Source organism: Actibacterium lipolyticum, assembly GCF_900184935.1.
In the GTDB taxonomy this organism is placed as follows: domain Bacteria; phylum Pseudomonadota; class Alphaproteobacteria; order Rhodobacterales; family Rhodobacteraceae; genus Actibacterium_A; species Actibacterium_A lipolyticum.
On sequence record NZ_FXYE01000001.1, the window covers coordinates 1,118,878 to 1,141,362 of the forward strand.

A 22,485-nucleotide genomic window follows, 5' to 3' on the forward strand; every position below is an offset into this window, starting at 1 on the left:
ACCTATTAAGGTGCGGTGTTTAAGAACCTCACCCCCTCTTCCACAGTGATCAAACTAATTGCTGATCTTGACCGGGGAAGGGGTCGGCTGAGGCGTTTCGAAGGTAACAATGTGGCAGAAATAAGGCAAGCGCTCAAAAAAAGATCGTTTAATAGTAGGGGGTTAAGATTTTTCAACCTATGGTAATGCCTTGGACATGCGGAAGTTGGTAATGGTGGTGCTTGAACGAATCACGTTCTGACGCGCGTCTGTTTGCCAACCGTTTCGGGTCAGGAAACGTTGCGCCAGATAGCTTGCTTCTGTTGATAAAATGGCCATGTTTTCGCGCCGCGCGATCCGTTCAATTTCGTCGTAAATCGCGGTTGCGACGCCTTTGCCCATCCATGCCGGGGCGACATAGGCGAAATCCAGATAGCCATCTTTGCCCAGCGTCATGAACCCGATCATGTCAGCGCTATCATCTTCGCCAATAATGCAGTGACCGGATAGTAACCGGGCCTCCCAATCGGGGGCGGGACACGGCGGGGCCCAAGCTGCGCGTTCCTTTGGTTCATAGAACGCGGCCGCGCCTTTGTGCACGGCTTGATAAAACAATGCATATGCGGCTGGTCCGTCGCCCGGCTTGCCTTTGCGGATGGTCGGAGGGGTCATGTGACTTTGGCGCGCTTCTTGAATTCGGGGTGGTCCCATAGGCGCTGTTCGATCACGTCGCACAGATGGTTTGCCGCCTGCGCGACGTCTTGTTCATCAATATACAGCGGCGTGAACCCAAACCGCATGATGTCAGGCGCGCGAAAATCCCCGATGACACCGCGCGCGATAAGGGCCTGCACCACGGCATATCCGTCTTCGAAATGAAACGAGACTTGGCTGCCGCGCCGCGCAGCATCCGGTGGGGAGGCAAGGGGCAAGTCGGGGCAGCGCTCATCAATTATTTCGATGAAAAGCTGCGACAGTTCAATTGAGCGCGCGCGCACATCGGCAATATCGACCATGTCCCAGACGTCTAGCGCGGCCTCTAGGGCGGCCATCTGCAAAACGGGCGGTGTGCCGACGCGCATCCGTTCAACCCCGGTGCCGGGACGGTAATCTGGATCGAAGGCAAATGGCGCTTCGTGGCCCAGCCAACCAGACAGGGCAGGGCGCGCGGTGTCAGCGTGACGCGGCGCAACATAGATGAATGCCGGGCTGCCCGGGCCAGAGTTCAGGTATTTATAAGTGCAGCCCACCGCGAAATCCACGTCACAGCCCGCCACGTCAACCGGGATAGCGCCAGCGGAATGGGCCAAATCCCAGACCGTGATCGCGCCCACATCGCGGGCCTGTCGGCTAAGCGCGGCCATGTCGTGCATCCGGCCCGTGCGGTAATCCACTTCGGTCAGCATCAGTACGGCGACTTCATCGGTCAGATGCGCGGCGACATCTGCTGGGGCAACGACCTTGAGCGAATAGCCATCGCCAAGCGTGCGCACCAACCCGTCCGCCATATAAAGGTCGGATGGAAAGTTCCCGCTGTCGGACAAGATCACCTTACGATCTGGCCGCATCTCTATTGCAGAGGCGACCGCCTGATAGACCTTAATAGAAAGCGTATCGCCCAAGACCACGCTGCCGTCCGGTGCGCCGATCAGCTTTGCGATGCGGTTGCCCAACCTCATCGGCTGCTCCATCCAGCCGGCCTTGTTCCAGCCGGTGATCAGCAGCTCCCCCCATTCTTGGGTGACGGTTTGGCTTACCCGCTGGGCGGTCGCCTTGGGCAAGGGGCCAAGCGAGTTTCCATCCAGATAGATAACGCCTTCGGGAAGGTGGAACATCGCCTTAGTTGCTTTGAAATCGCTCATCCAGTTGCCTTTGGTCTTTTCGTGAAATCCTACGCTACTGTTTAACGTAGGGGTTGCAATCGTCTTTCACCCCGCGATGATCTGGCGGGACGGCTGTAATTACTGGCGTATCGGGGAAGAAATGCGGTTTCTGCTGAAGTGGCTTGATTTGCCACCTATCTGGTTGGCCTTTTTTGGCGTCACCGCATGGGGGCAGTCGCGGCTGCTTCCGGCGTTCAGCTTTGGGAAATGGGCCGATTGGGTTGGAACCGCATTGGTTGGCGCGGGCGTGCTGATCGCGGTGTCCGCAATTCTTCAATTTTTCGGAAACCGAACAAGCGTCATCCCGCGCCGGACACCCCGCACACTAATACGAACTGGTATCTATCGGCTGACACGCAACCCGATCTACTTAGCGGATGCCATGGTGTTGGGCGGTCTGATCCTGCGTTGGGATGCCGTTCTAAGTGTGGTGCTGGTTCCGGTATTCATGGCGGTGATCCATCGCCGATTTATCAAAGGTGAAGAAATGCGAATACGTGAAGAGTTCGGCGAGGCGTTCGATGCATACGCGTCGCGCGTTCGACGTTGGTTGTGAGACGCGTCGCCGCACAATTAGGAAAAGCAACAGATGTGCTTGTGAAATAATCTTACGCAATGGTATTAGTCCGGCGTCTGTTTGTGCCAAGTGTAGCGGCAGGCGCGATAGAGAGGGATTTAAGACGTGAAAATCGGGGCACCGAAGGAAGTATTTGAGGGGGAAGCACGCGTTGCGATGACCCCCGAAAGCGCCCTTCAGCTGCAAAAGCTGGGGTATGAATGTGCGATCGAGGCAGGCGCGGGGGCTCTTGCTGGGTTCTCAGACGCAGCTTACGAAGCCGCCGGGGTTGAGGTGATCAAAACACCTGCCGCGCTGTGGAAGGCTGCTGACGTTGTCGTCAAGGTTCGCGAACCAAACGAGACCGAAGCAAAACGCTTGACCAAGGGCCAAACGCTGATCTCTTTCTTCTGGCCCGCCCAGAACGAAAAGATGATGGAGCTGTGCAAATCCAAAGGCGCCAACGTGATCGCCATGGATATGGTGCCGCGTATCAGCCGTGCGCAGAAAATGGATGCGCTGTCATCCATGGCAAACATTGCCGGTTACCGCGCCGTTATCGAAGCGGGTAACAATTTTGGCCGGTTCTTCACCGGGCAGGTAACTGCGGCTGGTAAAGTTCCGCCCGCGAAGGTTCTGGTTGTTGGCGCCGGTGTTGCCGGTCTGGCCGCGATTGGTACCGCAACGTCGCTTGGCGCGATCACCTATGCGTTCGATGTTCGCCCCGAAGTGGCCGAACAGATTGAATCGATGGGCGCGGAATTTGTGTTCCTCGACTTTGAAGAGCAGGCACAAGACGGCGCGGCGACGGGCGGCTATGCAGCCCCATCCAGCCCAGAGTTCCGGGAAAAGCAGCTGGAGAAATTCCGCGAGCTTGCCCCCGATATGGATATCGTCATCACCACCGCCCTGATCCCGGGCCGCGACGCGCCCAAGCTGTGGCTTGAAGATATGGTCGCCGCGATGAAGCCGGGTTCGGTTGTGGTTGACCTTGCTGCTGAAAAAGGCGGCAACTGTGACCTGACGGTCAAAGACGAAAAAATCGTTTCGGAAAATGGGGTTACCGTCGTTGGTTACACCGATTTCCCAAGCCGGATGGCCGCACAAGCCTCTACGCTTTACGGTAACAACATCCGCCACATGATGAGCGACCTGACCCCTGAGAAAGACGGTCAAGTTAATCACAACATGGAAGATGACGTGATCCGCGGCGCGACCGTGACATACGAAGGTGAAATCACGTTCCCACCACCACCGCCCAAGGTTGCTGCAATCGCAGCCAAGCCAAAGGAAAAGGTGAAGGAAAAGACACCGGAAGAGATTAAGGCCGAAGAAGCGGCTGCTTTCCAAAAGCAGACGAAAACTCAGGTTGGTCTTTTGGCTGCTGGTGGTTTGCTGCTTTTGGCGGTTGGTCTGGTTGCCCCGGCCAGCTTCATGCAGCACTTCATCGTGTTTGTTCTGTCGGTCTTTGTCGGTTTCCAGGTGATCTGGAACGTCAGCCACAGCCTGCACACGCCACTGATGGCGGTCACCAACGCGATTTCGTCGATCATCATTCTGGGCGCGCTGATGCAAATCGGCTCTGGCTCGTTCCTGGTGATCCTCCTTGCCGCGCTGTCGGTCTTTATGACCGGGATCAACATCTTTGGCGGCTTCCTCGTGACACGGCGCATGCTCGCCATGTTCCAGAAATCGTAAGGGGTAGGGGACAATGGATTACGGATTTACAACAGCGGCCTATGTGGTCGCGGCGGTCCTCTTCATCCTTTCGCTTGGCGGCCTTTCGGGGCAGGAAAGCGCGAAGCGGGCAGTATGGTACGGCATCGTCGGCATGGCGCTGGCAGTGTTTGCAACGCTTATCGGGCCGGGTTCCGGGCTGTGGCTGCTATCGGTTATTCTGATCGCGGCAGGTGGTGCCATCGGTTTCATGGTCGCCAAGCGCGTTCAGATGACAGAGATGCCGCAGCTGGTTGCTGCCATGCACTCCCTTGTTGGTCTGGCGGCTGTGTTTGTGGGCTTTATCGCACACATCGAAATGGGCCGCGTTGCGGGCATGGATGACACGGCGCGCAAAGCGTTGGACGGTTTCGCGGCGTTGATCGCCAAGAAAGAGCCTGTCGAACTGGCGATCCTGCGGGTCGAGCTGTTCCTTGGCGTCTTTATTGGTGCAGTCACGTTCACCGGTTCGGTCATCGCTTATGGCAAGCTGGCGGGTAAGGTTACCTCGTCCGCGACCAAGCTGCCGGGTGGTCATATGCTGAACGCGGGTGCGGCGATCCTGTCGGTGATCTGCTTGATCTGGTACTGCAACACCGGCGGTTTCTTCCCGCTGTTCCTGATGACGTTGGCAGCACTGTTTATCGGTTATCACCTGATCATGGGGATCGGTGGGGCGGACATGCCAGTGGTTGTTTCGATGCTGAACTCTTATTCGGGTTGGGCAGCGGCAGCGATTGGTTTCAGCCTTGGCAACGACCTTCTGATCGTTGTTGGCGCGCTGGTTGGTTCGTCTGGTGCGATCCTGTCTTACATCATGTGTAAGGCGATGAACCGGTCGTTCGTCAGCGTGATCTTGGGCGGCTTCGGCGGTACCACTGGCCCGGCGATGGAAGTCGAGGGTGAGCAGGTTGCGATTGAAGCTGACGGCGTTGCCGCCGCGTTGAATGACGCGGACAGCGTTGTCATCATCCCCGGTTACGGCATGGCGGTTGCCCAAGCACAGCAGGCAGTTTCCGAACTGACAAAGCGTCTGCGCGACAAGGGTAAGAACGTTCGTTTCGCCATTCACCCTGTTGCCGGGCGTCTGCCGGGCCACATGAACGTACTGTTGGCCGAAGCGCGGGTACCTTACGACATCGTGTTGGAAATGGACGAGATCAACGACGACTTCCCGGAAACGGATGTTGTGATCGTTATCGGATCCAACGACATCGTAAACCCTGCGGCGCAGGAAGATCCGAACAGCCCTATCGCGGGTATGCCGGTTCTGGAATGCTGGAAAGCCAAGCAGGTGTTCGTTTCCAAACGTGGTCAGGGCACCGGGTATTCCGGTATCGAGAACCCGCTGTTCTATAAAGAGAACACGCGCATGTTCTATGGCGACGCGAAAGAGTCGGTGAACAAGCTGCTTGCGATGATCGATTGATCTGACGTCACACTATAGAGAAATTGAAGCCCCGCCATTTGGTGGGGCTTCAATTTTTTTGACACCAAAGATATCCCTGAGGCTGTAACGCTTTAGGAGAAATTTATGCGATCAGTAATTTTGGGCATTTGCCTTTTGTTTGCGGCATCTATGGTGTCTGCGCAAAATCTAGGTATTCAGTTTGACAAGATGCCTGTCGGTGCAAAGCTGTACTATAAGAATTCGCAGAACGAGACATGGGTTCAAACCTATAAGGGTAAGTCCGGGAAATTCTACATCGTTTCGGAAAAGTGGGATGGCTACAACTCTCCCCGCACCCATTATTACAATAGTGACGGCCACAGGGTGAAAACGCGATATAAAAGCGGGGGTACCGTTAAGTATACGCCAATGAACTGCGAGCGTGTGGTTGGAAGCTGCACCTATCGATACAATGGAAACCCTAAGTATAACGGGATGTACCAAACCAGTCTGGTCAAAGAAGGTAGTTCGTATCGCTATTTCTGGTCAGAACAGAAAACCAGCGAGAAATACGAATATCTTGTGACATTCGGCAAATATAATGTCCTGCAAGAGGAAAGCTGGACTTTGTCCAGTGGCCGGAAACGTTGGAGGAAACTGCTTCGGATTGAATAGATTTTCTGACCACCGATGAAAAAGACGCCCGCCTTTTTGGCGGGCGTTTTGTTTTGTTGGGGGCGTGATCTGATTGAGGTGCGTTCCGCACCACGCCTTCTGGCACTGCGTGCGATTGGCGCTTTGTCTTGATGTCGCACAAAAAACGCGCCCGGTGTGGCCGGGCGCGTTTGTCATAGGGGGAAGAACGGATCAGGCGAATTCGATGCCGTTTTCCCACATTGGCAGCTTCGTCACCCGCGTTCCCGTTGCCGCAGCAATTGCGTTGGCTAGGGCGGGGCCCGCCGGTGGAACGCCGGGTTCGCCGACGCCGGTTGGTGCCTCGGTCGAGGGAACGAGATGCACGTCGATTGATCCGATGTCATAGATGCGCAGCGGTTCGTAGTCAGGGAAGTTGGCCTGATCCACCACGCCGTCGGTCATCGTGATTTGGTTGCGCATCACGTGGCCAAGGGCATAGCCGACGCCGCCTTCCATCTGAGCTTTGATCACATCAGGGTTCACCGCGACGCCGCAGTCCACGGCACAGGTGACCTTTTCGATCTTCACCGCGCCATCGTTGGTCGAAACCTCGATCACTTCGGCGACGTAGGTGTTGAACGACTTGTGCACCGCGACTCCGCGTCCGCGCCCTTCGGGAAGGTCGCCGCCCCAGCCGGACTTTTCGGCCACCAGTTCCAGCACGCCACGTAGGCGTTTGTGGTCGGCGTTGGTATCGTCGCCCAGCAGGGAAAGGCGGAACTCGATCGGGTCACGCCCCGCCGCAGTTGCCGCCATGTCGATCAGGCTTTCCTTAACGAACGCTGTGTGGCTGTGCCCAACAGAGCGCCACCAGAGCACCGGCATGGGCGAAGTCCAGTCGCTGAGGCCAACCGAAAACGCCGGGATGTTATAGGGCGTATCGGCAATCCCTTCGACAGAGCCGTGATCAACCCCGTCATGCACAATGACCGCTTCGAAGGGCGTGCCCTTGAAGATCGGCTGTGCCGCGACGCGGTGATCCCACCCGGTGATATTACCATCCCCGTCAATGCCGATCTTGGCGCGGTGTGCCGCCATCGGGCGATAGAACCCACCGGCAAGGTCATCTTCGCGGGTCCAGACCAGTTTCACAGGGCGTTCGCGGCCAAGGGCATCGAACACCAGCGCGGCCTCTACGTGATAGTCAGACACGGTGTTGGCGCGGCGCCCGAACGAGCCACCGGCGTAAACAGTCACGATTTCGACCTGCGATGGGTCCAGCCCCAATGTTCCCGCAACGAAGGGGCGGGTTAGGGTGGGGAACTGGCAACCGTCATGTACGCGGACGCCGTTTTCAGTTGCCTCGATGGTGCAGTTCAGAGGCTCCATCGGGGCGTGGGCGAGGTGGGGGAGAAGGAAGTCGGCCTCGACCACTTGCGCGGCGCCTTCTAATGCGGCCGTGCTGTCGGCAAGGGTTGCGCCTGGGCGCGCCTCGTACGTTGGGGTATCAAGAAGGGCGATGTGCTCTGCCTCGATATCCGGGGTGGAGCGTGTTTCGGCGGCAGAGAAATCCCATTCAGCCGTGATGGCATCGCGGGCACTGATCGCGGCCCATGTGGATGTCCCATAAACCGCAACCCCAGCGCCGTTGGCAATCGCGCGGGCATCGACGAAACCTTGAATATCTGCCGCCGCGGACGCATCAAAGCTGGTCAGCTTGCCGCCGAATTTCGGCGAACGCAGCAGCACGGCGTAGACCATATCGGGCAGGCGCACGTCGATTGCGAAGGTGGCGGTGCCATCGGTTTTGGCCGCGCTGTCTTTGCGGGGCAGACGGGCGTCGCCGATCAGGTTAAAGGCAGATGCGTCCTTTAGAACGGGTTCTGCGGGGGGTGTCATTTCAGCAGCGGCAGCGGCGAATTCGCCATAGTGCCCGGTCTTGTCGCCCGATTTCAGCATGCCTTTTTCAAGGGTAATGTCGCTTTCAGCCACACCCCATTGCTTGGCCGCAGCCGCAACCAGAACGGCCCGCGCAGCCGCGCCAGCCTGACGGTATTGCATGAACGAGTTCGCAATTGCGGTAGAGCCGCCCGTGCCTTGGCCGCCAAAGAACAGGTTGGCGTATTTGCTGTCATCGGCGGGGGCGAATTCGATGGCGACGGCATCCCAGTCGGCGTCCATTTCTTCGGCGACAAGTGTTGTCAGCCCGGTGGTGGTGCCTTGGCCCATTTCAAAATGCTTTAGCACAACCGTCAGCGTGCCATCGGCATCCACTTTTACGAACGGGTTGATCTCTGCCCCGCCGTGTCCGGCTGCAAGTGCGCCTTTTGGGGTGAAGCCGACGACAAGGGCCGCGCCCGCCGCCAGACCGCCGGCAAGGAAGCCACGACGTGTTGTTTGAACAGTCATTGCTTAAGCCTCCATCTTTTCGGCGGCGACATGGATGGCCGCGCGAATGCGTTGGTAGGTTGCGCAGCGGCAGGCGTTGCCCGCCATGTAGCCATCGATGTCTTCGTCGGTTGGTTTCGGCGTTTCGGTCAATAGACCGACGGCCTGCATGATCTGGCCCGATTGGCAGTAACCGCACTGAACAACATCCAGTTCGCGCCATGCAGCCTGAACCGCGGCGGCGGCTTTGCCTTCGATTGCTTCGATGGTTGTGATTTCGGCGCCTTCGACATCTTCGATATAGGTCTGGCACGACCGGACGGGCGTGCCATCCATGTGAACGGTGCACGCACCGCAGGACGCAACGCCGCAGCCAAATTTCGTTCCGGTCAGGTTCAACTCATCCCGGATCACCCATAATAGGGGCGTGCCGGGGGCGGCCTCGACGCTTCGCGTTTTGCCGTTGATGGACAGTTCGATTGTCATGGGGGTCTCCCGTTTCCTGTTCGAATGCTGGAAAAGCCGTTCATTACGAACGGCTTGCACTACGACTTGGGTACAAGTGAGTGACCGAATATGTGGGGTCGGTAAGGCAAATATTCCCTGTTCGCCTAGGGTAAGTATAGCTTCACGGATTGCCAAAGCAATGTGCATGGCTGCACATTAAAATTTCTGCACACAATGGTGTACCGCTAAGTTGCGGGTTTCATTGTGTTTTTTCTTTTAAATGCATAGCCAATCCGTTACCAAGGGCGGAGATTATACAGGCAAGTGATATGAGCCCTATTGAAGATCACCCGCTGCGTTACCAGCTGGCAAACGAATTGCATGCCCGCCCGTTTCCGGCGTTGGAAACGCCATGTCACGCGGCATACCTTGCCATCAAGCAGCCTCATGATGCCGCCAACCGTGACCGCGCGGCGGATCACGCGCATCTGCTGGATCTGTTGGACCGTTTCGGCGCGCAACACCCGCAACCGGGCGCGACCCACTATTTTGGGCCAATCGGACGGCACAAGCTGAAATGGGAAAGCCACACGGAATTTGTGACTTACACGATCTTCAGCAACGGCGTTGCGGATCGACCGTTTGACCCCAACGCCTTTGATGTATTTCCGGAAGACTGGCTGGAAAAGGCACCGGGAAAACGCATCACCTCAGCCCTTGTCCGGATGGAGCAGTTGCGCGAACCCGGCGAAGATATTGTGCGCAGGTTGAACGATTGGTTTGTGCCGGAAAGCTTGGCGTGTTCCAGCGTGTTGGACGACAGCGCGGTGATGGCCTCTGATTTTCGGATCGACAGTGCGGGGCACATGCGGTTCGCGCTGTTTGTGCGCCCCGAAACCGGCGCGCGCCGCACGGGCCGAATCGTTCAGCGCCTGACCGAGATTGAGACCTATAAGGCCATGTCCATGCTGGGCCTGCCACGCGCACATGCGTTATCGGCGCGGATGGGCGAAATCGACCCTAAGCTTGTATCGCTGGTCGGTGGCCTGACAGAGGTCGGCCACACGCCGGAACATGCGCTGCAGGATCTTTTGGCGATCTCGGCAGAGTTGGAAAACATGACGGCGCAATCGTCGTTCCGGTTCGGCGCGACAGGTGCTTATGAGGCCATCGTGCATCAACGTATCGAGGTGCTGCGCGAAAACCGGTTCGAAGGGCGCCAGACGTTCCGCGAATTCATGATGCGCCGGTTTGATCCGGCGATGCGCACCGTGAAATCAACCGAGCGCCGTTTGGAAAACATGACCGAACGTGCCATTCGCGCGGGCGAGCTGCTGCGCACGCAGGTGGATGTTGATCGTTCGGCGCAGAACCAGCGTTTGTTGGAAAGCATGGATAAACGCGCCGATATGCAGCTTCGTCTGCAAGAAACGGTCGAAGGGCTTAGCGTTGTCGCGATCAGCTATTATGCGGTCAGCCTTGCATCTTATGTGGCGTACCCCTTTGCCGAGCCTTTGGGGCTGAGCAAGGGGTTGCTTACAGCGATGCTTACTCCGCTGGTTGTGCTGGGCGTTTGGCTGATGATCCGGCGTATCCGTCGCGGGATGGAATAAGCACCCGGTCCGTCAGGACGCCACCCGCCGCAATTGCGACGATCGCAAGAAGGGCTGCAACGCTAAGCGTTGGGATGCCCGACAGGCCTGCGCCAACCGTACAGCCACCCGCCAGAACGCCGCCGACGCCCATCAGAACCGCACCGGCCATATAACGCCCGGTCTGTGCGGGGCTTTCAAAGCTTTGCCATTGGAACCGCCTGCCAAGGACAGAAGCAACCAGCGCACCGGCCAACACGCCACCTATAAGGCCAACGCCAAACCGCGCGGGGATAGAGGTGGAGGCAACGCCCCAGAACAGCGTGTCTGCTGCGGGAGAGGTGAACGAAAGGCTTTCCAGCGCGACAGGGTCGAAGTCGTCAAACAATACGTAACCTGTGCCAACCCACCCAGCTGCAGCCAGCAGGCCAAGCGGCACAGCCAGCGCCAGCGTAACGCGCGACGCACCAGAACGGGCGGCGACCAGCAGGGCAGGGATCGCCAAGATCGCCGTCCAGATCCACGCGCCACCGGGCAGCGCCGACAAGGCCACGGTATCGCCCAGTGAAACAGTGGCGCCACCAAGCGCCACACGGATCGGAGCAAGCACACCTTTCAGCGTTGCATGCGCGACGATGGCAAAAACCACCAGCACCAGAAGCGCGCGCAAGTTGCCGCTGCCCGTCAGAACGGTCAGGCGTGAAACACAGCCGCGCGTCAGGACCATGCCTGCGCCAAACAAAAGGCCACCAATCACGATGGCAAGGGCCGGCAGATCGGCAACCATAAAGCGATGGTCGTCGAATGCGATCAGGCCCGCGCTTACTGCGGCCTGTGTGCCGATCAGGGCTGCAACAACCGCCACAAGCCATACGCCCAAGGCAGAGCGTCTCTCGGCCACTGGGCCGGCCACGGCGCGGCGAAAACAGAAACGCGTCACCTCGGCCAGCGCGCCGAACGCAACGCCAAGCGCAAGCCCAAACCAGATGGAAACCTCTGGGGCGGTCAGGTTTTCAAAGCCAAGTTGTTCAAACATATCTGCATCCTTGCAACTGTGTTGGTCCCGATCTGGCGCGATTCAGATATCCGATCAAGGGTAAGGGGGCAGGTGCGGGCTGGCCGTGGGTGGAACGAATTTTTTGCGGCTGATGGTATGGGTGGAAAATTTTCCCAGCGCCCCCAAAAACAAAAAACCCCCGCCTTGGCTGCTGTGCCGGCGGGGGTTCTGGTTCTTATTTACGGTTTGGCGCTTATCGGCCGCGAATGCGGGGGTCTAGCGCATCGCGCAGGCCGTCCCCGATATAATTGACGCTAAGCACAGTCAGTGAAATGGCCAGACCGGGCCAGAACACGCGTTCTGGGTATTGGTTCAGGTAATCCACGGCATCAAACAGCAACCGCCCCCAGGTTGGGAAATCCGGCGGAAACCCAAGCCCAAGGAAAGAGAGGGAGCTTTCTGTGATGATGGCGCTGGCGATGCCAAGGGTTGCCGACACCATAACCGGCGACATCACGTTGGGCAGGATATGGCGCAGGATCATCCGGTAAGACGGTGTGCCGATGGAACGTGCGGCCAGAACAAATTCCCGCTCTTTCAGGGCTAGAACGTCACCGCGCACGATGCGGGCGGTTTGCATCCACGATGTGATCCCAATGGCCGTGACCATCAGGATGAAGATGCCAGTTTCAGGCCCGAAGCGTGATGAAAGCGCCTCGCGGAACAGCATCACCATGACCAACAGTAACGGCAGCAGGGGCAGGGCAAGGAACAGATCGGTAAACCGCATCAACGGCCCGTCGAGCTTTTTGAAGTAGCCCGCCAGAACGCCGATCAACGTGCCAAGGATCAGGCTCAGCGCCATGGAGGTCACGCCCACAGCCACCGAAACCTTGCCCCCCGCCATCATGCGGGCCAGCATATCGCGGCCCAGCTGGTCGGTGCCCAGCGGGTGCGCAAGTGTCGGCCCCTGATTACGGGCGCGGATGTCGATATAGCCGGGGTCGATCGTCCACAGGTAAGGGCCGATCAACACGGCGACCATGATCGTGATGAAGATGATGAACCCGACAAGCGCCCCTTTGTGGGTGCGGAACTGATCCCATACATCCCACCACTGGTTGCGCGGGCGGCGAAACGCCTCTTCTGTGATTTGTGGGGCGGTGTCAGTCATAGCGGATCCTCGGGTCAAGGATGCCGTAAAGGATATCGGCAATCAGGTTGAACAGAACGATAAGCACGGCGAAGATGAAGGTCAGCGTCTGCACCATCGGGATGTCGTTGGCATAGATCGCAGTGATCAGAAGCTGGCCAAGGCCGTTCACCTTAAACACTTGTTCGGTGATGATGGCGCCGCCAAATATCTGCGGCACGCCAAGCGCGATAACGGTGATCACAGGGATCATGGAATTGCGCAGCACATGGATCAGCACAACAACCTTTTCCGACATGCCCTTGGCCCGTGCGGTGCGCACGTAATCCTGCCCCAGATTATCCAGCATCGAGGCGCGCATGAACCGGCTGATCTGCGCGGCATTATAGAGGGCCAGAACCATGACAGGCATGATCATCTGGCGAACCTGGAACACGAAGGCATCCCAACTGTCCACCACATGCGTCGTGTCATAGATCGATGGGAACCAGCCAAGGTTCACCGCGAAGATCACGATCAACAGAACGCCGGTAAAGAAGGTTGGCACCGAAAAGCCCAGCATCGAAATGAACGTGCCGATCTGATCGAACCAACTGTATTGTTTATAGGCAGAGATGATGCCGATCGGCAGCGCAATAAGCACGCCCACGACATAAGACATGCCCACCACCCACAGGGTTTGCGGCAAACGCTGAGCAACGATATCGGCGACCGGGCTGCGGGTCTGCCAAGAGATCACGCGCTGCATCCCGTCTGCGAAATGGGTGCCGAAAAGGTTGTCGAAAACGTGCAGGGGCTCGGCGACCAAGAACTGCTTTAGCCACAGGAAATAGCGCACGTGGATGGGCTCGCCCAAGCCAAGGCTTTGGCGAATTTTCTCTTTCACCTCGGGCGGAATGGTCAGCGGAAGCTGCGCAGTTGGGTCGCCCGGCGCAAGGTCAAGCAACAGGAAGATGATCAAGCTGATGATCAAAAGGGTCGGTATGGCAAGCAGCAAGCGGCGGACCGTATACGTGAACATGATGGGCGCCTCTAGACAGCGATCAATGGGGTGCGAAAACGGCCCCGGACACTTGATCCGGGGCCGCAAAGCGATGGTGGATTAGTCGGCGCGCGACCAGTCCTTGATGTTCCAGATTTCGCTATCCCAGTCGTTCATGCGTACGCCTTCCAGCGAGTTTGCATGTGCCGAAGGGTTGCCGCGGTGGATCAGTGGGATGATCGAATAGGACTTCATCAGCATATCGTTCATCTCTTTCACGATTGCTGCGCGTTCCTCCAACGGGGCGGTCTGCGAAAGCTTATCGACCAGCGCGTCATAGGCCGGTTCACAGAAACGCTGCATGTTGGACCCTTGCCACTGTGTTTTGGGGCTTGGGATTTCCGAACAACGCCAGTTCGCCATATAGGCTTCTGGGTCCACACCAGAGAAGTTGTTGGTGTACATTTCGATGTCGGCAAAGAACTTCTGGAACGTGTCCGGGCTGCCCGGGTCACCCCCGAAGAAGACGGATGCGTCGATGTTCTTCAGCTCTGTCTCGACGCCGATATCAGACCACCACTGTTTGATCAGCGCCTGAGTATCCTGACGCACAGCATTGGTAGAGGTTTGGTATAGCACCGACAGGCGCACACCGTCTTTTACGCGCACGCCATCGCCACCGGGAACCCAGCCAGCTTCGTCCAGCAGGGCCTTGGCACCTTCGACATCCTGAACAAGGCAGTCATCATTGGCGGTGGATGCATAAAGAGCAGGGGCAGGAAGCACGTTACAGGTTGGAACACCACCCGCGCCGTATCCGATTTCTGCGATCAACGAACGGTCAATGGCCATAGACAGGGCTTTGCCGATACGTGGGTCCGTCAGGAATGGGTGAGGGTGCTCCAACGTTGCGCGCCCTTCGCCAAGCGATGCGCTTGGGTCGGATTGGTTGACGTGCAGACGTTCGACCGAGGTTGCAAAGGCGACGACGACCTTGCCCAGACCTTTTGCTTCCATGTCGCTTAGGACGTTCGGGTCAATTTGCAGGTTCCACGCATAGTCAAATTCGCCTGTTTCCATAACGGAACGGGCTGCAGCTGTTGCATCGCCGCCCCCTTTGAACAGAACGGTGCCAAAGGCGGGCTTGTCCGCTTCGCGGAACAGGTCGTTCGCTTTGAACTGCACAACGTCGTTCGGGCGGAAATCGGTGACGACAAACGGGCCAGTGCCGATGGGGCCAAAGTTTGCCTCGGTACATTCGGGGGCTTTCGCGCCAAGGCAGTCAGCGAACTGTGCCTTTTGGATGATCGGGCTCTCGGAGCCAACAAAAGCAGTATAGGGGAATGGTTTGGGAGCGGCGAAGTTAACCTGAATGGTCGTGTCATCCACCGCGACAACGCTTTCAACGCCATCAAAATACGACGATTGCGCACAGCCGCCTTCGGGGTGGGTGCAATATTCCCACGTGAACACAGCGTCAGCTGCGGTCAACGGTGTGCCATCGGACCAAAGAATGCCCGGTTTTAGCTTCCACGTGATCTGGGTCAGTTCGGCGTTCACGCCGCCGTTTTCGACCGTTGGGATGCCTTCGGCAAGCCACGGTTGCATCTCGCCGGTTTCGTCAAAACGGACCAGCGGTTCTAGGATCAGTGACGCACTTTCAACCTCTTTCGTGCCGCCAGACAGGAACGGGTTCAGCATTGACGGCGCTTGCCAATAGATAATGTTCAACTGGCCGTCCGAACCACGTTCGGCCATCGCTTGGGGTGCCAGCGCAAACGCGGCGGCAGCGCCCAATAGGACTGTCTTAAGTTTCATTTCACTCTCCTTGTTGGATGCTCTTATTGGCCTCTGATGCCACCATATTTTTGGTGGTCGGTTTTGTTGTCGGGGGGTAAAGGTGGCAGGCAACGAAATGGCCCGGCTCAACCTCTTGCATGTCGGGGTCTGACTGGTGGCAGATGTCCATCACTTTGGGGCAGCGGGTGGAAAAATTGCACCCCTGCGGCGGATGGGCGGGCGAGGGGACATCGCCGCGCAGAATGATCCGCTCTCTGCGGGTTTCCACGTTGGGGTCCGGTTCTGGGACCGCCGACAAAAGCGCCTCGGTGTAAGGGTGCAGGGGCTTGGAATAGAGCGCATCGCGCGGCGCAAGTTCAGCGACCTTACCCAGATACATCACAGCCACACGATCAGCGATATGGCGGACCATGGACAGATCGTGGCTGATAAACAGATAGGTTAGGTTGAACTTGTCCTGAAGCTCTTCCAGCAGGTTCACGACCTGCGCCTGAATGGAAACATCCAGTGCGGCGATCGGTTCGTCGCAGACGATGAACTTGGGGTTCAACGCCAAGGCCCGCGCGATGCCGATACGTTGGCGTTGCCCACCGGAAAATTCGTGCGGATAGCGGTTGGCAAAGTCACGGTTCAACCCGACCGCATCCATCAATTCATAGACGCGTTCCTGCTTTTCGGCTTTTGACAGGGTTGTATGTTCGTCCAGTGGTTCGCTGATGATGCGCGCCACCGTCATGCGCGGGTTCAGGCTGGCCTGAGGGTCTTGAAACACCATTTGCATCTGCGGGCGCATCGGGCGCAGCTTTTGATAGCCTGCATCGCCGATTTCTTGCCCATCAATGCTGATGGACCCAGAGGTGATATCGTAAAGGCGCAGCACGGCCCGCCCGCATGTGGATTTGCCACAGCCAGATTCCCCGACAAGGCCAAGAGTTTCGCCTTCGATAATGTCGAAGCTGACACCATCGACGGCCTTAACTTCCCCAACGCGGCGCCGGAATAGGCCAGCAAAGATAGGGAAGTGCATCTTTAGGTCGCGGACCTTAACCAGCGTGCGGGGCGTATCATCCAGCATTGGGCGCTCCTGTGTGGGTCGGCTCTGTATTGCGCGGCTGTCCGGTTGCGGGGTCCCAGAAACAAGCGGCATCATGGGCGGGACCAACCGTCAGGCGCGGCGGGTTTTCACAGGCGCACCGATCAGATGCATAGACGCACCGCGCCCGAAATGTGCAGGCTGATGGAGCCGCCGCAAGGATCGGCGGCTGCCCTTCGATCACATGCAGCCGTTCGGTGCGTTCCCCCGTCACGGATGGAATGGTTTCCAACAAGGCCCGCGTGTAAGGGTGCTGCGGGTTTCCAAACAGCTCTTTAACGGGGGCCTGTTCGACGACCTGCCCACCATACATCACCATAACACGATCAGCGATTCCCGCGATCACACCTAGGTCATGCGTGATCCAGATGACGGCCATGCCCAACTTGTCGCGCAGATCCTTCATCAGCTCCAGAATCTGGGCTTGAATGGTGACGTCCAGCGCGGTCGTGGGCTCGTCGGCGATCAACACTTCGGGATCACAGGCCAACGCGATGGCGATCATCACGCGCTGTCGCATACCGCCGGAAAACTGGTGGGGGTAGTCTGACAAACGCTTGTCCGCGTCCGGGATGCCCACAAGCGCCAACAACTCGGCGGCGCGCACACGGGCCTGCCGCTTGTCCATTCCCATGTGCTTTCGCAGCGGTTCCATAATTTGATAGCCGACCGTGAACACAGGGTTCAGAGAGGTCATAGGGTCCTGAAACACAAAGCCGATCCGGGCACCGCGCAGTTCACGCAACCGTTCTTCGCGGACATTTAGCAAATCTTCGCCATCAAACAGCACGCGTCCGCCCCGCACTTCTGCCGGCGGAGAGGGCAGCAGGCCGATCAACGACATCATGGTTACAGACTTGCCAGAACCGCTTTCACCAACCACGCCCAGAAGCTCCCCTGGACGCAAATAGAAGCTGACTGAGTTCACTGCATGAACTTCGCCCGACCGAGTGTGAAACACGGTTTTCAGGTCCTTGACGTCAAGGACGGGCACACCCTTGTTGGGCATGACATCTCCCCAAGTTATTGTTTTATCGTTCTTTTTCACCTTGTTGGGCCGTTGAGTGGCCCGGGGGTTTCCAAATTTTCTATCACGATTATTGAATGCGGCAACCTCAAACTGGTCGGTTTTCGGGCGACAACGCAATTTTTTTGACCAACCGATCAATCTGTAGGCGATGTTGCTTGACGTCTGCTTCATCCGGCATCACGTTGTCGTTCAGCAAGCATCAGGAGCGCCCCATGGGCAGTCAGTTGACGCCGCGACAACTACTTGAAAAGTTGGTCTCTTTCCGGACTGTAAGCCGGGATAGCAACCTTGATTTGGTCGACTGGGTCGAAGCCTATTTGGCTGGCTTTGGGATCAGCTGTACCCGTGTGGTGAATGACACAGACGCGGGCAAGGCCAGCCTTTATACCCATGTGGGCCCGCTGATCGAAGGGGGCGTGGTTCTGTCGGGGCACACGGACGTTGTGCCGGTTGATGGGCAAGATTGGAAGACCGACCCCTGGCAGGTGACCGAAGCCGACGGTAAGCTGTTTGGCCGGGGTACGTGTGACATGAAAGGGTTCGATGCGCTTGCCATCTGGGCGTTGGTGCGTGCGCATGTCGAAGGCGTAAACCGACCGCTGCAAATCGCGCTTTCCCATGACGAAGAATTCGGCTGCATCGGTGCGCCGCCAATGATCGATCATATGGTTGCGAATACTGGCCTTCCGCGTGCTTCGACCGTTTTGGTGGGGGAACCTTCCGAAATGGGGGTGGTGACGGGGCACAAAGGCGGCCAAGGCTACGGCGTGCATTTCAAAGGGTACGAAGTGCATTCATCCATCATGCATCGCGGTGTCAGCGCGATCATGGAAGGGGCCAAGCTGATCGACTGGGCTAACCGTCAAAATGCGGAAAGCCGCGCGCGTACACCGCGCGCACAGGATGCCATTTTCGACCCTCCGTTCACGACGATCCATGTTGGCACCATTTCTGGCGGGACCGCGCATAACATCACCGCCGGCGATTGCCGTTTCAGTGTCGATTTCCGGTTTGTACCGGGTGATGACGCGAACCAATGGCGCGCGGCGTTCTTTGAAGAGGTGCGCGTGATCGAAGCCGGGATGAAAGCGATCCACCCCGACGCCCATATCGACGTTAAAGAACGCTTCGGCCTTCCTGCGCTGTCGCCCGAGGATGATGGCAGCGCAGAACAGCTTGCCCGCAGGCTAACCGGTGATAACGCCACCCATGTTGTCAGCTATGGCACCGAAGCAGGGCAATTTCAGGAACGTGGGTATTCCGCCGTGGTCTGTGGGCCGGGGAATATCGAACAGGCGCATCAGCCAAATGAATTCATCACAATCGCACAGTTCGAGCAGGGCACGCAGTTCATGGACCGCCTGCTTGACGAACTAAAGGAGTAAGCCGACATGCCAGTTAAGAACCGTTTCGCCGAGCTGCATGATGAAATCGCAGGTTGGCGCCGTGATTTTCACGAACACCCCGAGCTGCTTTTTGATACGCACCGCACCTCGGCACGAGTGGCGGAGCTGTTGAAGGAATTCGGTTGTGACGATGTTGTCGAAGGCATCGGCCGCACCGGTGTGGTGGGTGTCATCAAAGGCAAATCCGACACGTCGGGAAAGGTGCTGGGGTTGCGCGCCGATATGGATGCTTTGCCGATCCTCGAAGCGACGGGCGTTGAATACGCATCAAAAACGCCGGGTAAGATGCATGCCTGTGGCCATGATGGCCACACCGCCATGTTGCTGGGCGCGGCGAAATACCTTGCTGAAACCCGCAATTTTGACGGCACCGCAGTGGTCATCTTCCAGCCCGCCGAAGAGGGCGGCGGCGGTGGCAAAGAAATGTGCGAAGATGGCATGATGGAACGGTTCGGCATTCAGGAAGTCTATGGCATGCACAACATGCCCGGCTTTCCTGTCGGGGCATTCGCCATTCGTACCGGCCCGATGATGGCCGCAGCGGACGAGTTTGAAATCACGGTAACGGGCAAAGGGGGGCACGCCGCCAAACCGCATGACTGCATCGATACAACGTTGGTCGCCTCGCATATCGTGATTGCGCTGCAATCCATCGCCAGCCGCAATGTGGACCCGCTGAAAGAGGTCGTGGTGTCCGTGTGCACCTTCCGCACTGAAAGTGAGGCCCATAACGTCATTCCGCAAACTGTGCTGTTGCGCGGCACTGTCCGCACGATGGATGACGCGGTTCAGGACTTCGTGGAAGAGCGTGTAAAGCAGGTCGCCGAAGGAACCGCCACCGCTTACGGCGCGACGGTCGAGGTTGAGTATACGCGCGGCTATCCGGTCACTGTGAATGCGCCCGAACAGACCGAATTTGCCGCCGAAGTCGCCCGCAAAGTTGCCGGCGTTGTGGATGAAGACACCGCGCCGCTGATGGGGGCTGAAGATTTCAGTTTTATGCTGAACGAACGCCCCGGTGCTTACATATTCATGGGGAATGGCGACACGGCCATGGTGCATCACCCGGAATATAACTTTGACGATAACGCGATCCCGGCGGGCTGTTCATGGTGGGCCGAAATCGTCGAAAGCCGGATGCCAGCGGCCTAGCGGCAGTCTAGCCCTTTCCTATTTCTAGATTTGCGGGGCTTTATGATTAAGCCTCGCGGCTAGGGATTGGGGCAATTTTCGCCGAACCAGTTGAAAAGCGATTTTTCGCTCGTTAAAGTTGCACCTGCAGCCAATTATTTTAACTAGAAAAAAGAAAGAAATCCCCTTTGAATAAGTCGTTTGTGAAGGCTCTGCTTGTTGCAGGTGCCATGTCCGTTTTCGCCTCAGCCAGCTCTGCAGCAGATATTTCCCGCCAAATTCCCGTTGATGAAGAATTCGTTCCCATGGAATTGGGCGGTGGTTCAATCGCGCCTTGGTATGTCTTTCGCATCAAGATCATCGAAGTGAACGGCATGTTCGAAGTCTGCGGTGCTGGCCGTTTTTCCAATGCGCAGGTGCGCGGTCAGGCGCGTCGTTTCTTGCGTCATAGCGGGATGAAGGTTAACGGCAAGAAATTGATCCAAGACCTTACCTATTTCTCGCGCGTGAAAAAGATTTCGCAACTGGATACAGCGCAGGCAAACTGCCGTGCCACGAACGTGAAGGCACCAAAAGGCGAAGCCAATTTCGAAATGGATTGGTCGTCAAAGACTTACTATTACTGACGCAATAGAGAGGGGCGCGGCGACGCGCTTCTTACCCGCCGGTGTGGCTCATGTGACGGGAAACCTGACCATCGGCGCGCTGGCGGGAATAGTCGAAATCGTGGCCTTTAGGCTTGATCCCAATCGCTTTGTGAATTGCCTCAATCAGCGGTGCGTCGTCGTTGGGGTGATCGCGTAGCGGCGGGCGCAGATCGGCCATATCTTCCTGACCAAGGCAAAGGTACAGCTCTCCGGTGCAGGTCATGCGCACGCGGTTACAGCTTTCGCAGAAGTTATGGGACAGCGGCGTGATAAAGCCGATCTTCTGCTTGGTCTCTTCCAGCCGCACATACCGCGCTGGGCCGCCGGAACGTTCTGCCAGATCGGTAACGGTGTAATGGTCGGCCAACTGTTTGCGCACGTCCTTAAGCGACCAGTACTGCCCAACCCGGTCTTCGTTTCCAAGGTCGCCCATCGGCATCACCTCGATGAAGGTCAGATCCATGTCGCGTGATGCGCACCATTGCGTCAGCGCAAACAGCTCATCCTCGTTGAAATCTTTCAAGGCGACGGCGTTGATTTTGACGCGCAGCCCGGCGTTTTGTGCGGCATCAATACCGCGCAGAACTTGGGGCAGGCGGCCCCAGCGGGTGACGCGCGCGAATTTGTCTTCGTCCAGTGTATCCAGCGATACGTTCACGCGGCGCACACCAGCGGCGTAAAGATCATCCGCGTAACGTTCCAACTGTGACCCGTTGGTCGTAAGCGTCAATTCCTTCAGCGCGCCCGATTCAAGATGGCGAGTCATCGATTGAAAAAAGGTCATGATCCCTTTGCGCACCAACGGCTCTCCGCCTGTGATGCGCAGCTTTTCGACGCCAAGCCCGATAAAGGTCGAACACATCCGGTCAAGCTCTTCCAGCGTCAGAAGCTCTTTCTTAGGAAGGAACGTCATGTTTTCGGCCATGCAATACACACAGCGGAAATCACATCGGTCAGTGACCGAAACGCGCAGATAGTTGATGGCGCGGGCGAAGGGATCAATCAGCTTTGGTGTCATGCAGATTAACGTAGGCGTGGACTTGCGTTGCGGCAAGCGCCATTCGATGTAATTGATCACCAACGGGCCAGAAGTTAGGCTAAAGTATAACGCGTAATGAGGTGGGTAAATGTCGACAATACAGAAATCCTTTGGTGTTGTGGTGCTTCTAACCGGGATGGCAGGGTGTACATTACCGCCCGAGCAGGCGGTTGAACCGCCCATGGAAGAGGTGGCGCAGCCCGTCACCGAAGATACCCAGCGCCCCAAAACCCGCCCCGATACCGCTGTTGCCCCGCCGGTAAGCGCCCGCACGGTGGAAGAGTTCGACACGACTTCAAAGGAAGAGCGGGTCGCGGCCACCCAAGCAGCTGAAGAAGAAGCGCCCGAGCGACTGTTGGGGCGCACGATCGCATCGCTTGGGTCGCCGACTGATCCGGGGTTCTGGGCCAAGACACCGCTTGTGAAAACGGTTCAACAGGGGCGTCTGGTTTATCCCGCAACCGGAAGCTCGGTTGTGGTCGAATTGCGCCCGTTGGATGCAGAGCCGGGGGCAGGAAGTCAGGTATCCCTGCCTGCGCTTCGGGTTCTGGGCGCGCCCCTGACCGCATTGCCCGAGCTAGAGGTTTATGCCCGCTAGCGCCGCTTGACATCCGCGCTTT

Annotated in this window: 20 protein-coding genes; 9 read left to right on the forward strand and 11 right to left on the reverse strand. The window is 57.6% G+C overall.

The window, feature by feature from the left end; all coding sequences use genetic code 11:
• Positions 1-177: 177 nt before the first annotated feature.
• Complete coding sequence (locus COL8621_RS05580) at positions 178-651, reverse strand: GNAT family N-acetyltransferase (protein ID WP_176438435.1); 474 nt, start codon at positions 649-651, stop codon at positions 178-180.
• Positions 648-1,841 (reverse strand): kynureninase, encoded by a 1,194-nt coding sequence (kynU, locus tag COL8621_RS05585; RefSeq protein ID WP_093966287.1) that lies wholly within the window; start codon positions 1,839-1,841, stop codon positions 648-650. The genes COL8621_RS05580 and kynU overlap by 4 nt, the downstream gene beginning before the upstream one ends.
• A gap of 121 nt (positions 1,842-1,962) precedes the next feature.
• Between kynU and COL8621_RS05590 the strand changes: the two genes are divergently transcribed.
• From COL8621_RS05590 to COL8621_RS05605, 4 genes are all read left to right on the forward strand, one after another.
• Entirely contained in the window at positions 1,963-2,418 is a 456-nt protein-coding gene (locus tag COL8621_RS05590; RefSeq protein WP_093966940.1) for a methyltransferase family protein, read from the forward strand.
• Between the two features lie 126 nt (positions 2,419-2,544).
• A complete protein-coding gene (locus COL8621_RS05595; RefSeq protein WP_093966288.1) occupies positions 2,545-4,116 on the forward strand; it encodes a Re/Si-specific NAD(P)(+) transhydrogenase subunit alpha in 1,572 nt (523 codons plus the stop codon).
• Between the two features lie 13 nt (positions 4,117-4,129).
• Positions 4,130-5,563, forward strand: a complete 1,434-nt coding sequence (locus tag COL8621_RS05600) for an NAD(P)(+) transhydrogenase (Re/Si-specific) subunit beta (RefSeq protein ID WP_093966289.1) — start codon at positions 4,130-4,132, stop codon at positions 5,561-5,563.
• 105 nt (positions 5,564-5,668) lie between these two features.
• Positions 5,669-6,199 carry a hypothetical protein gene (locus COL8621_RS05605; protein WP_141137836.1) on the forward strand — a complete coding sequence of 177 codons (531 nt, stop codon included), beginning with the start codon at positions 5,669-5,671 and terminating at the stop codon, positions 6,197-6,199.
• 192 nt (positions 6,200-6,391) lie between these two features.
• Here COL8621_RS05605 and COL8621_RS05610 read toward each other — a convergent pair whose 3' ends face one another.
• Together COL8621_RS05610 and COL8621_RS05615 are read right to left on the reverse strand one after the other, a co-directional pair.
• Positions 6,392-8,569: a xanthine dehydrogenase family protein molybdopterin-binding subunit gene (locus COL8621_RS05610; RefSeq protein WP_093966291.1), complete on the reverse strand. Its 2,178-nt coding sequence runs from the start codon at positions 8,567-8,569 to the stop codon at positions 6,392-6,394.
• Positions 8,570-8,572: 3 nt separating this feature from the next.
• The gene (locus COL8621_RS05615; RefSeq protein ID WP_093966292.1) at positions 8,573-9,034 is read right to left on the reverse strand and encodes a (2Fe-2S)-binding protein; all 462 of its coding nucleotides are present in this window, start codon (positions 9,032-9,034) and stop codon (positions 8,573-8,575) included.
• A gap of 290 nt (positions 9,035-9,324) precedes the next feature.
• On the opposite strand from COL8621_RS05615, the gene COL8621_RS05620 reads away from it, so the two are divergent.
• Positions 9,325-10,608, forward strand: a complete 1,284-nt coding sequence (locus COL8621_RS05620) for a DUF3422 family protein (RefSeq protein WP_093966293.1) — start codon at positions 9,325-9,327, stop codon at positions 10,606-10,608.
• Here COL8621_RS05620 and COL8621_RS05625 read toward each other — a convergent pair.
• The 6 genes from COL8621_RS05625 to COL8621_RS05650 all read right to left on the reverse strand — a co-directional run bounded on the left by COL8621_RS05625 (position 10,544) and on the right by COL8621_RS05650 (position 17,621).
• On the reverse strand, positions 10,544-11,623 hold the full coding sequence (locus tag COL8621_RS05625; RefSeq protein ID WP_093966294.1) for a YeeE/YedE family protein: 1,080 nt from the start codon (positions 11,621-11,623) through the stop codon (positions 10,544-10,546). The two genes, COL8621_RS05620 and COL8621_RS05625, sit on opposite strands and share 65 nt — an antisense overlap.
• A 214-nt stretch (positions 11,624-11,837) precedes the next feature.
• On the reverse strand, positions 11,838-12,758 hold the full coding sequence (locus COL8621_RS05630; protein ID WP_093966295.1) for an ABC transporter permease: 921 nt from the start codon (positions 12,756-12,758) through the stop codon (positions 11,838-11,840).
• Positions 12,751-13,758: an ABC transporter permease gene (locus COL8621_RS05635; protein WP_093966296.1), complete on the reverse strand. Its 1,008-nt coding sequence runs from the start codon at positions 13,756-13,758 to the stop codon at positions 12,751-12,753. The genes COL8621_RS05630 and COL8621_RS05635 overlap by 8 nt, the downstream gene beginning before the upstream one ends.
• 81 nt (positions 13,759-13,839) lie before the next feature.
• The gene (locus tag COL8621_RS05640) at positions 13,840-15,537 is read right to left on the reverse strand and encodes a peptide ABC transporter substrate-binding protein (RefSeq protein ID WP_093966297.1); all 1,698 of its coding nucleotides are present in this window, start codon (positions 15,535-15,537) and stop codon (positions 13,840-13,842) included.
• A 1-nt stretch (position 15,538) separates the two neighbouring features.
• Positions 15,539-16,594, reverse strand: a complete 1,056-nt coding sequence (locus COL8621_RS05645) for an ABC transporter ATP-binding protein (protein ID WP_093966298.1) — start codon at positions 16,592-16,594, stop codon at positions 15,539-15,541.
• Complete coding sequence (locus COL8621_RS05650) at positions 16,584-17,621, reverse strand: ABC transporter ATP-binding protein (protein ID WP_093966941.1); 1,038 nt, start codon at positions 17,619-17,621, stop codon at positions 16,584-16,586. Before COL8621_RS05650 ends, COL8621_RS05645 begins: the two co-directional genes overlap by 11 nt.
• Before the next feature lie 233 nt (positions 17,622-17,854).
• Between COL8621_RS05650 and argE the strand changes: the two genes are divergently transcribed.
• The 3 genes from argE (at position 17,855) to COL8621_RS05665 (ending at position 20,805) form a co-directional block, all read left to right on the forward strand.
• A complete protein-coding gene (gene argE / locus COL8621_RS05655) occupies positions 17,855-19,027 on the forward strand; it encodes an acetylornithine deacetylase (protein WP_093966299.1) in 1,173 nt (390 codons plus the stop codon).
• Positions 19,028-19,033: 6 nt separating this feature from the next.
• Positions 19,034-20,200, forward strand: a complete 1,167-nt coding sequence (locus COL8621_RS05660; protein WP_093966300.1) for a M20 aminoacylase family protein — start codon at positions 19,034-19,036, stop codon at positions 20,198-20,200.
• A gap of 209 nt (positions 20,201-20,409) precedes the next feature.
• Positions 20,410-20,805 carry a hypothetical protein gene (locus COL8621_RS05665; RefSeq protein ID WP_141137837.1) on the forward strand — a complete coding sequence of 132 codons (396 nt, stop codon included), beginning with the start codon at positions 20,410-20,412 and terminating at the stop codon, positions 20,803-20,805.
• 31 nt (positions 20,806-20,836) lie between these two features.
• Here the strand turns inward: COL8621_RS05665 and moaA are convergent, their stop codons facing one another.
• Entirely contained in the window at positions 20,837-21,844 is a 1,008-nt protein-coding gene (gene moaA, locus COL8621_RS05670; RefSeq protein ID WP_093966302.1) for a GTP 3',8-cyclase MoaA, read from the reverse strand.
• Between the two features lie 109 nt (positions 21,845-21,953).
• On the opposite strand from moaA, the gene COL8621_RS05675 reads away from it, so the two are divergent.
• Positions 21,954-22,463 (forward strand): hypothetical protein, encoded by a 510-nt coding sequence (locus COL8621_RS05675; protein WP_093966303.1) that lies wholly within the window; start codon positions 21,954-21,956, stop codon positions 22,461-22,463.
• Positions 22,464-22,485: the final 22 nt, after the last annotated feature.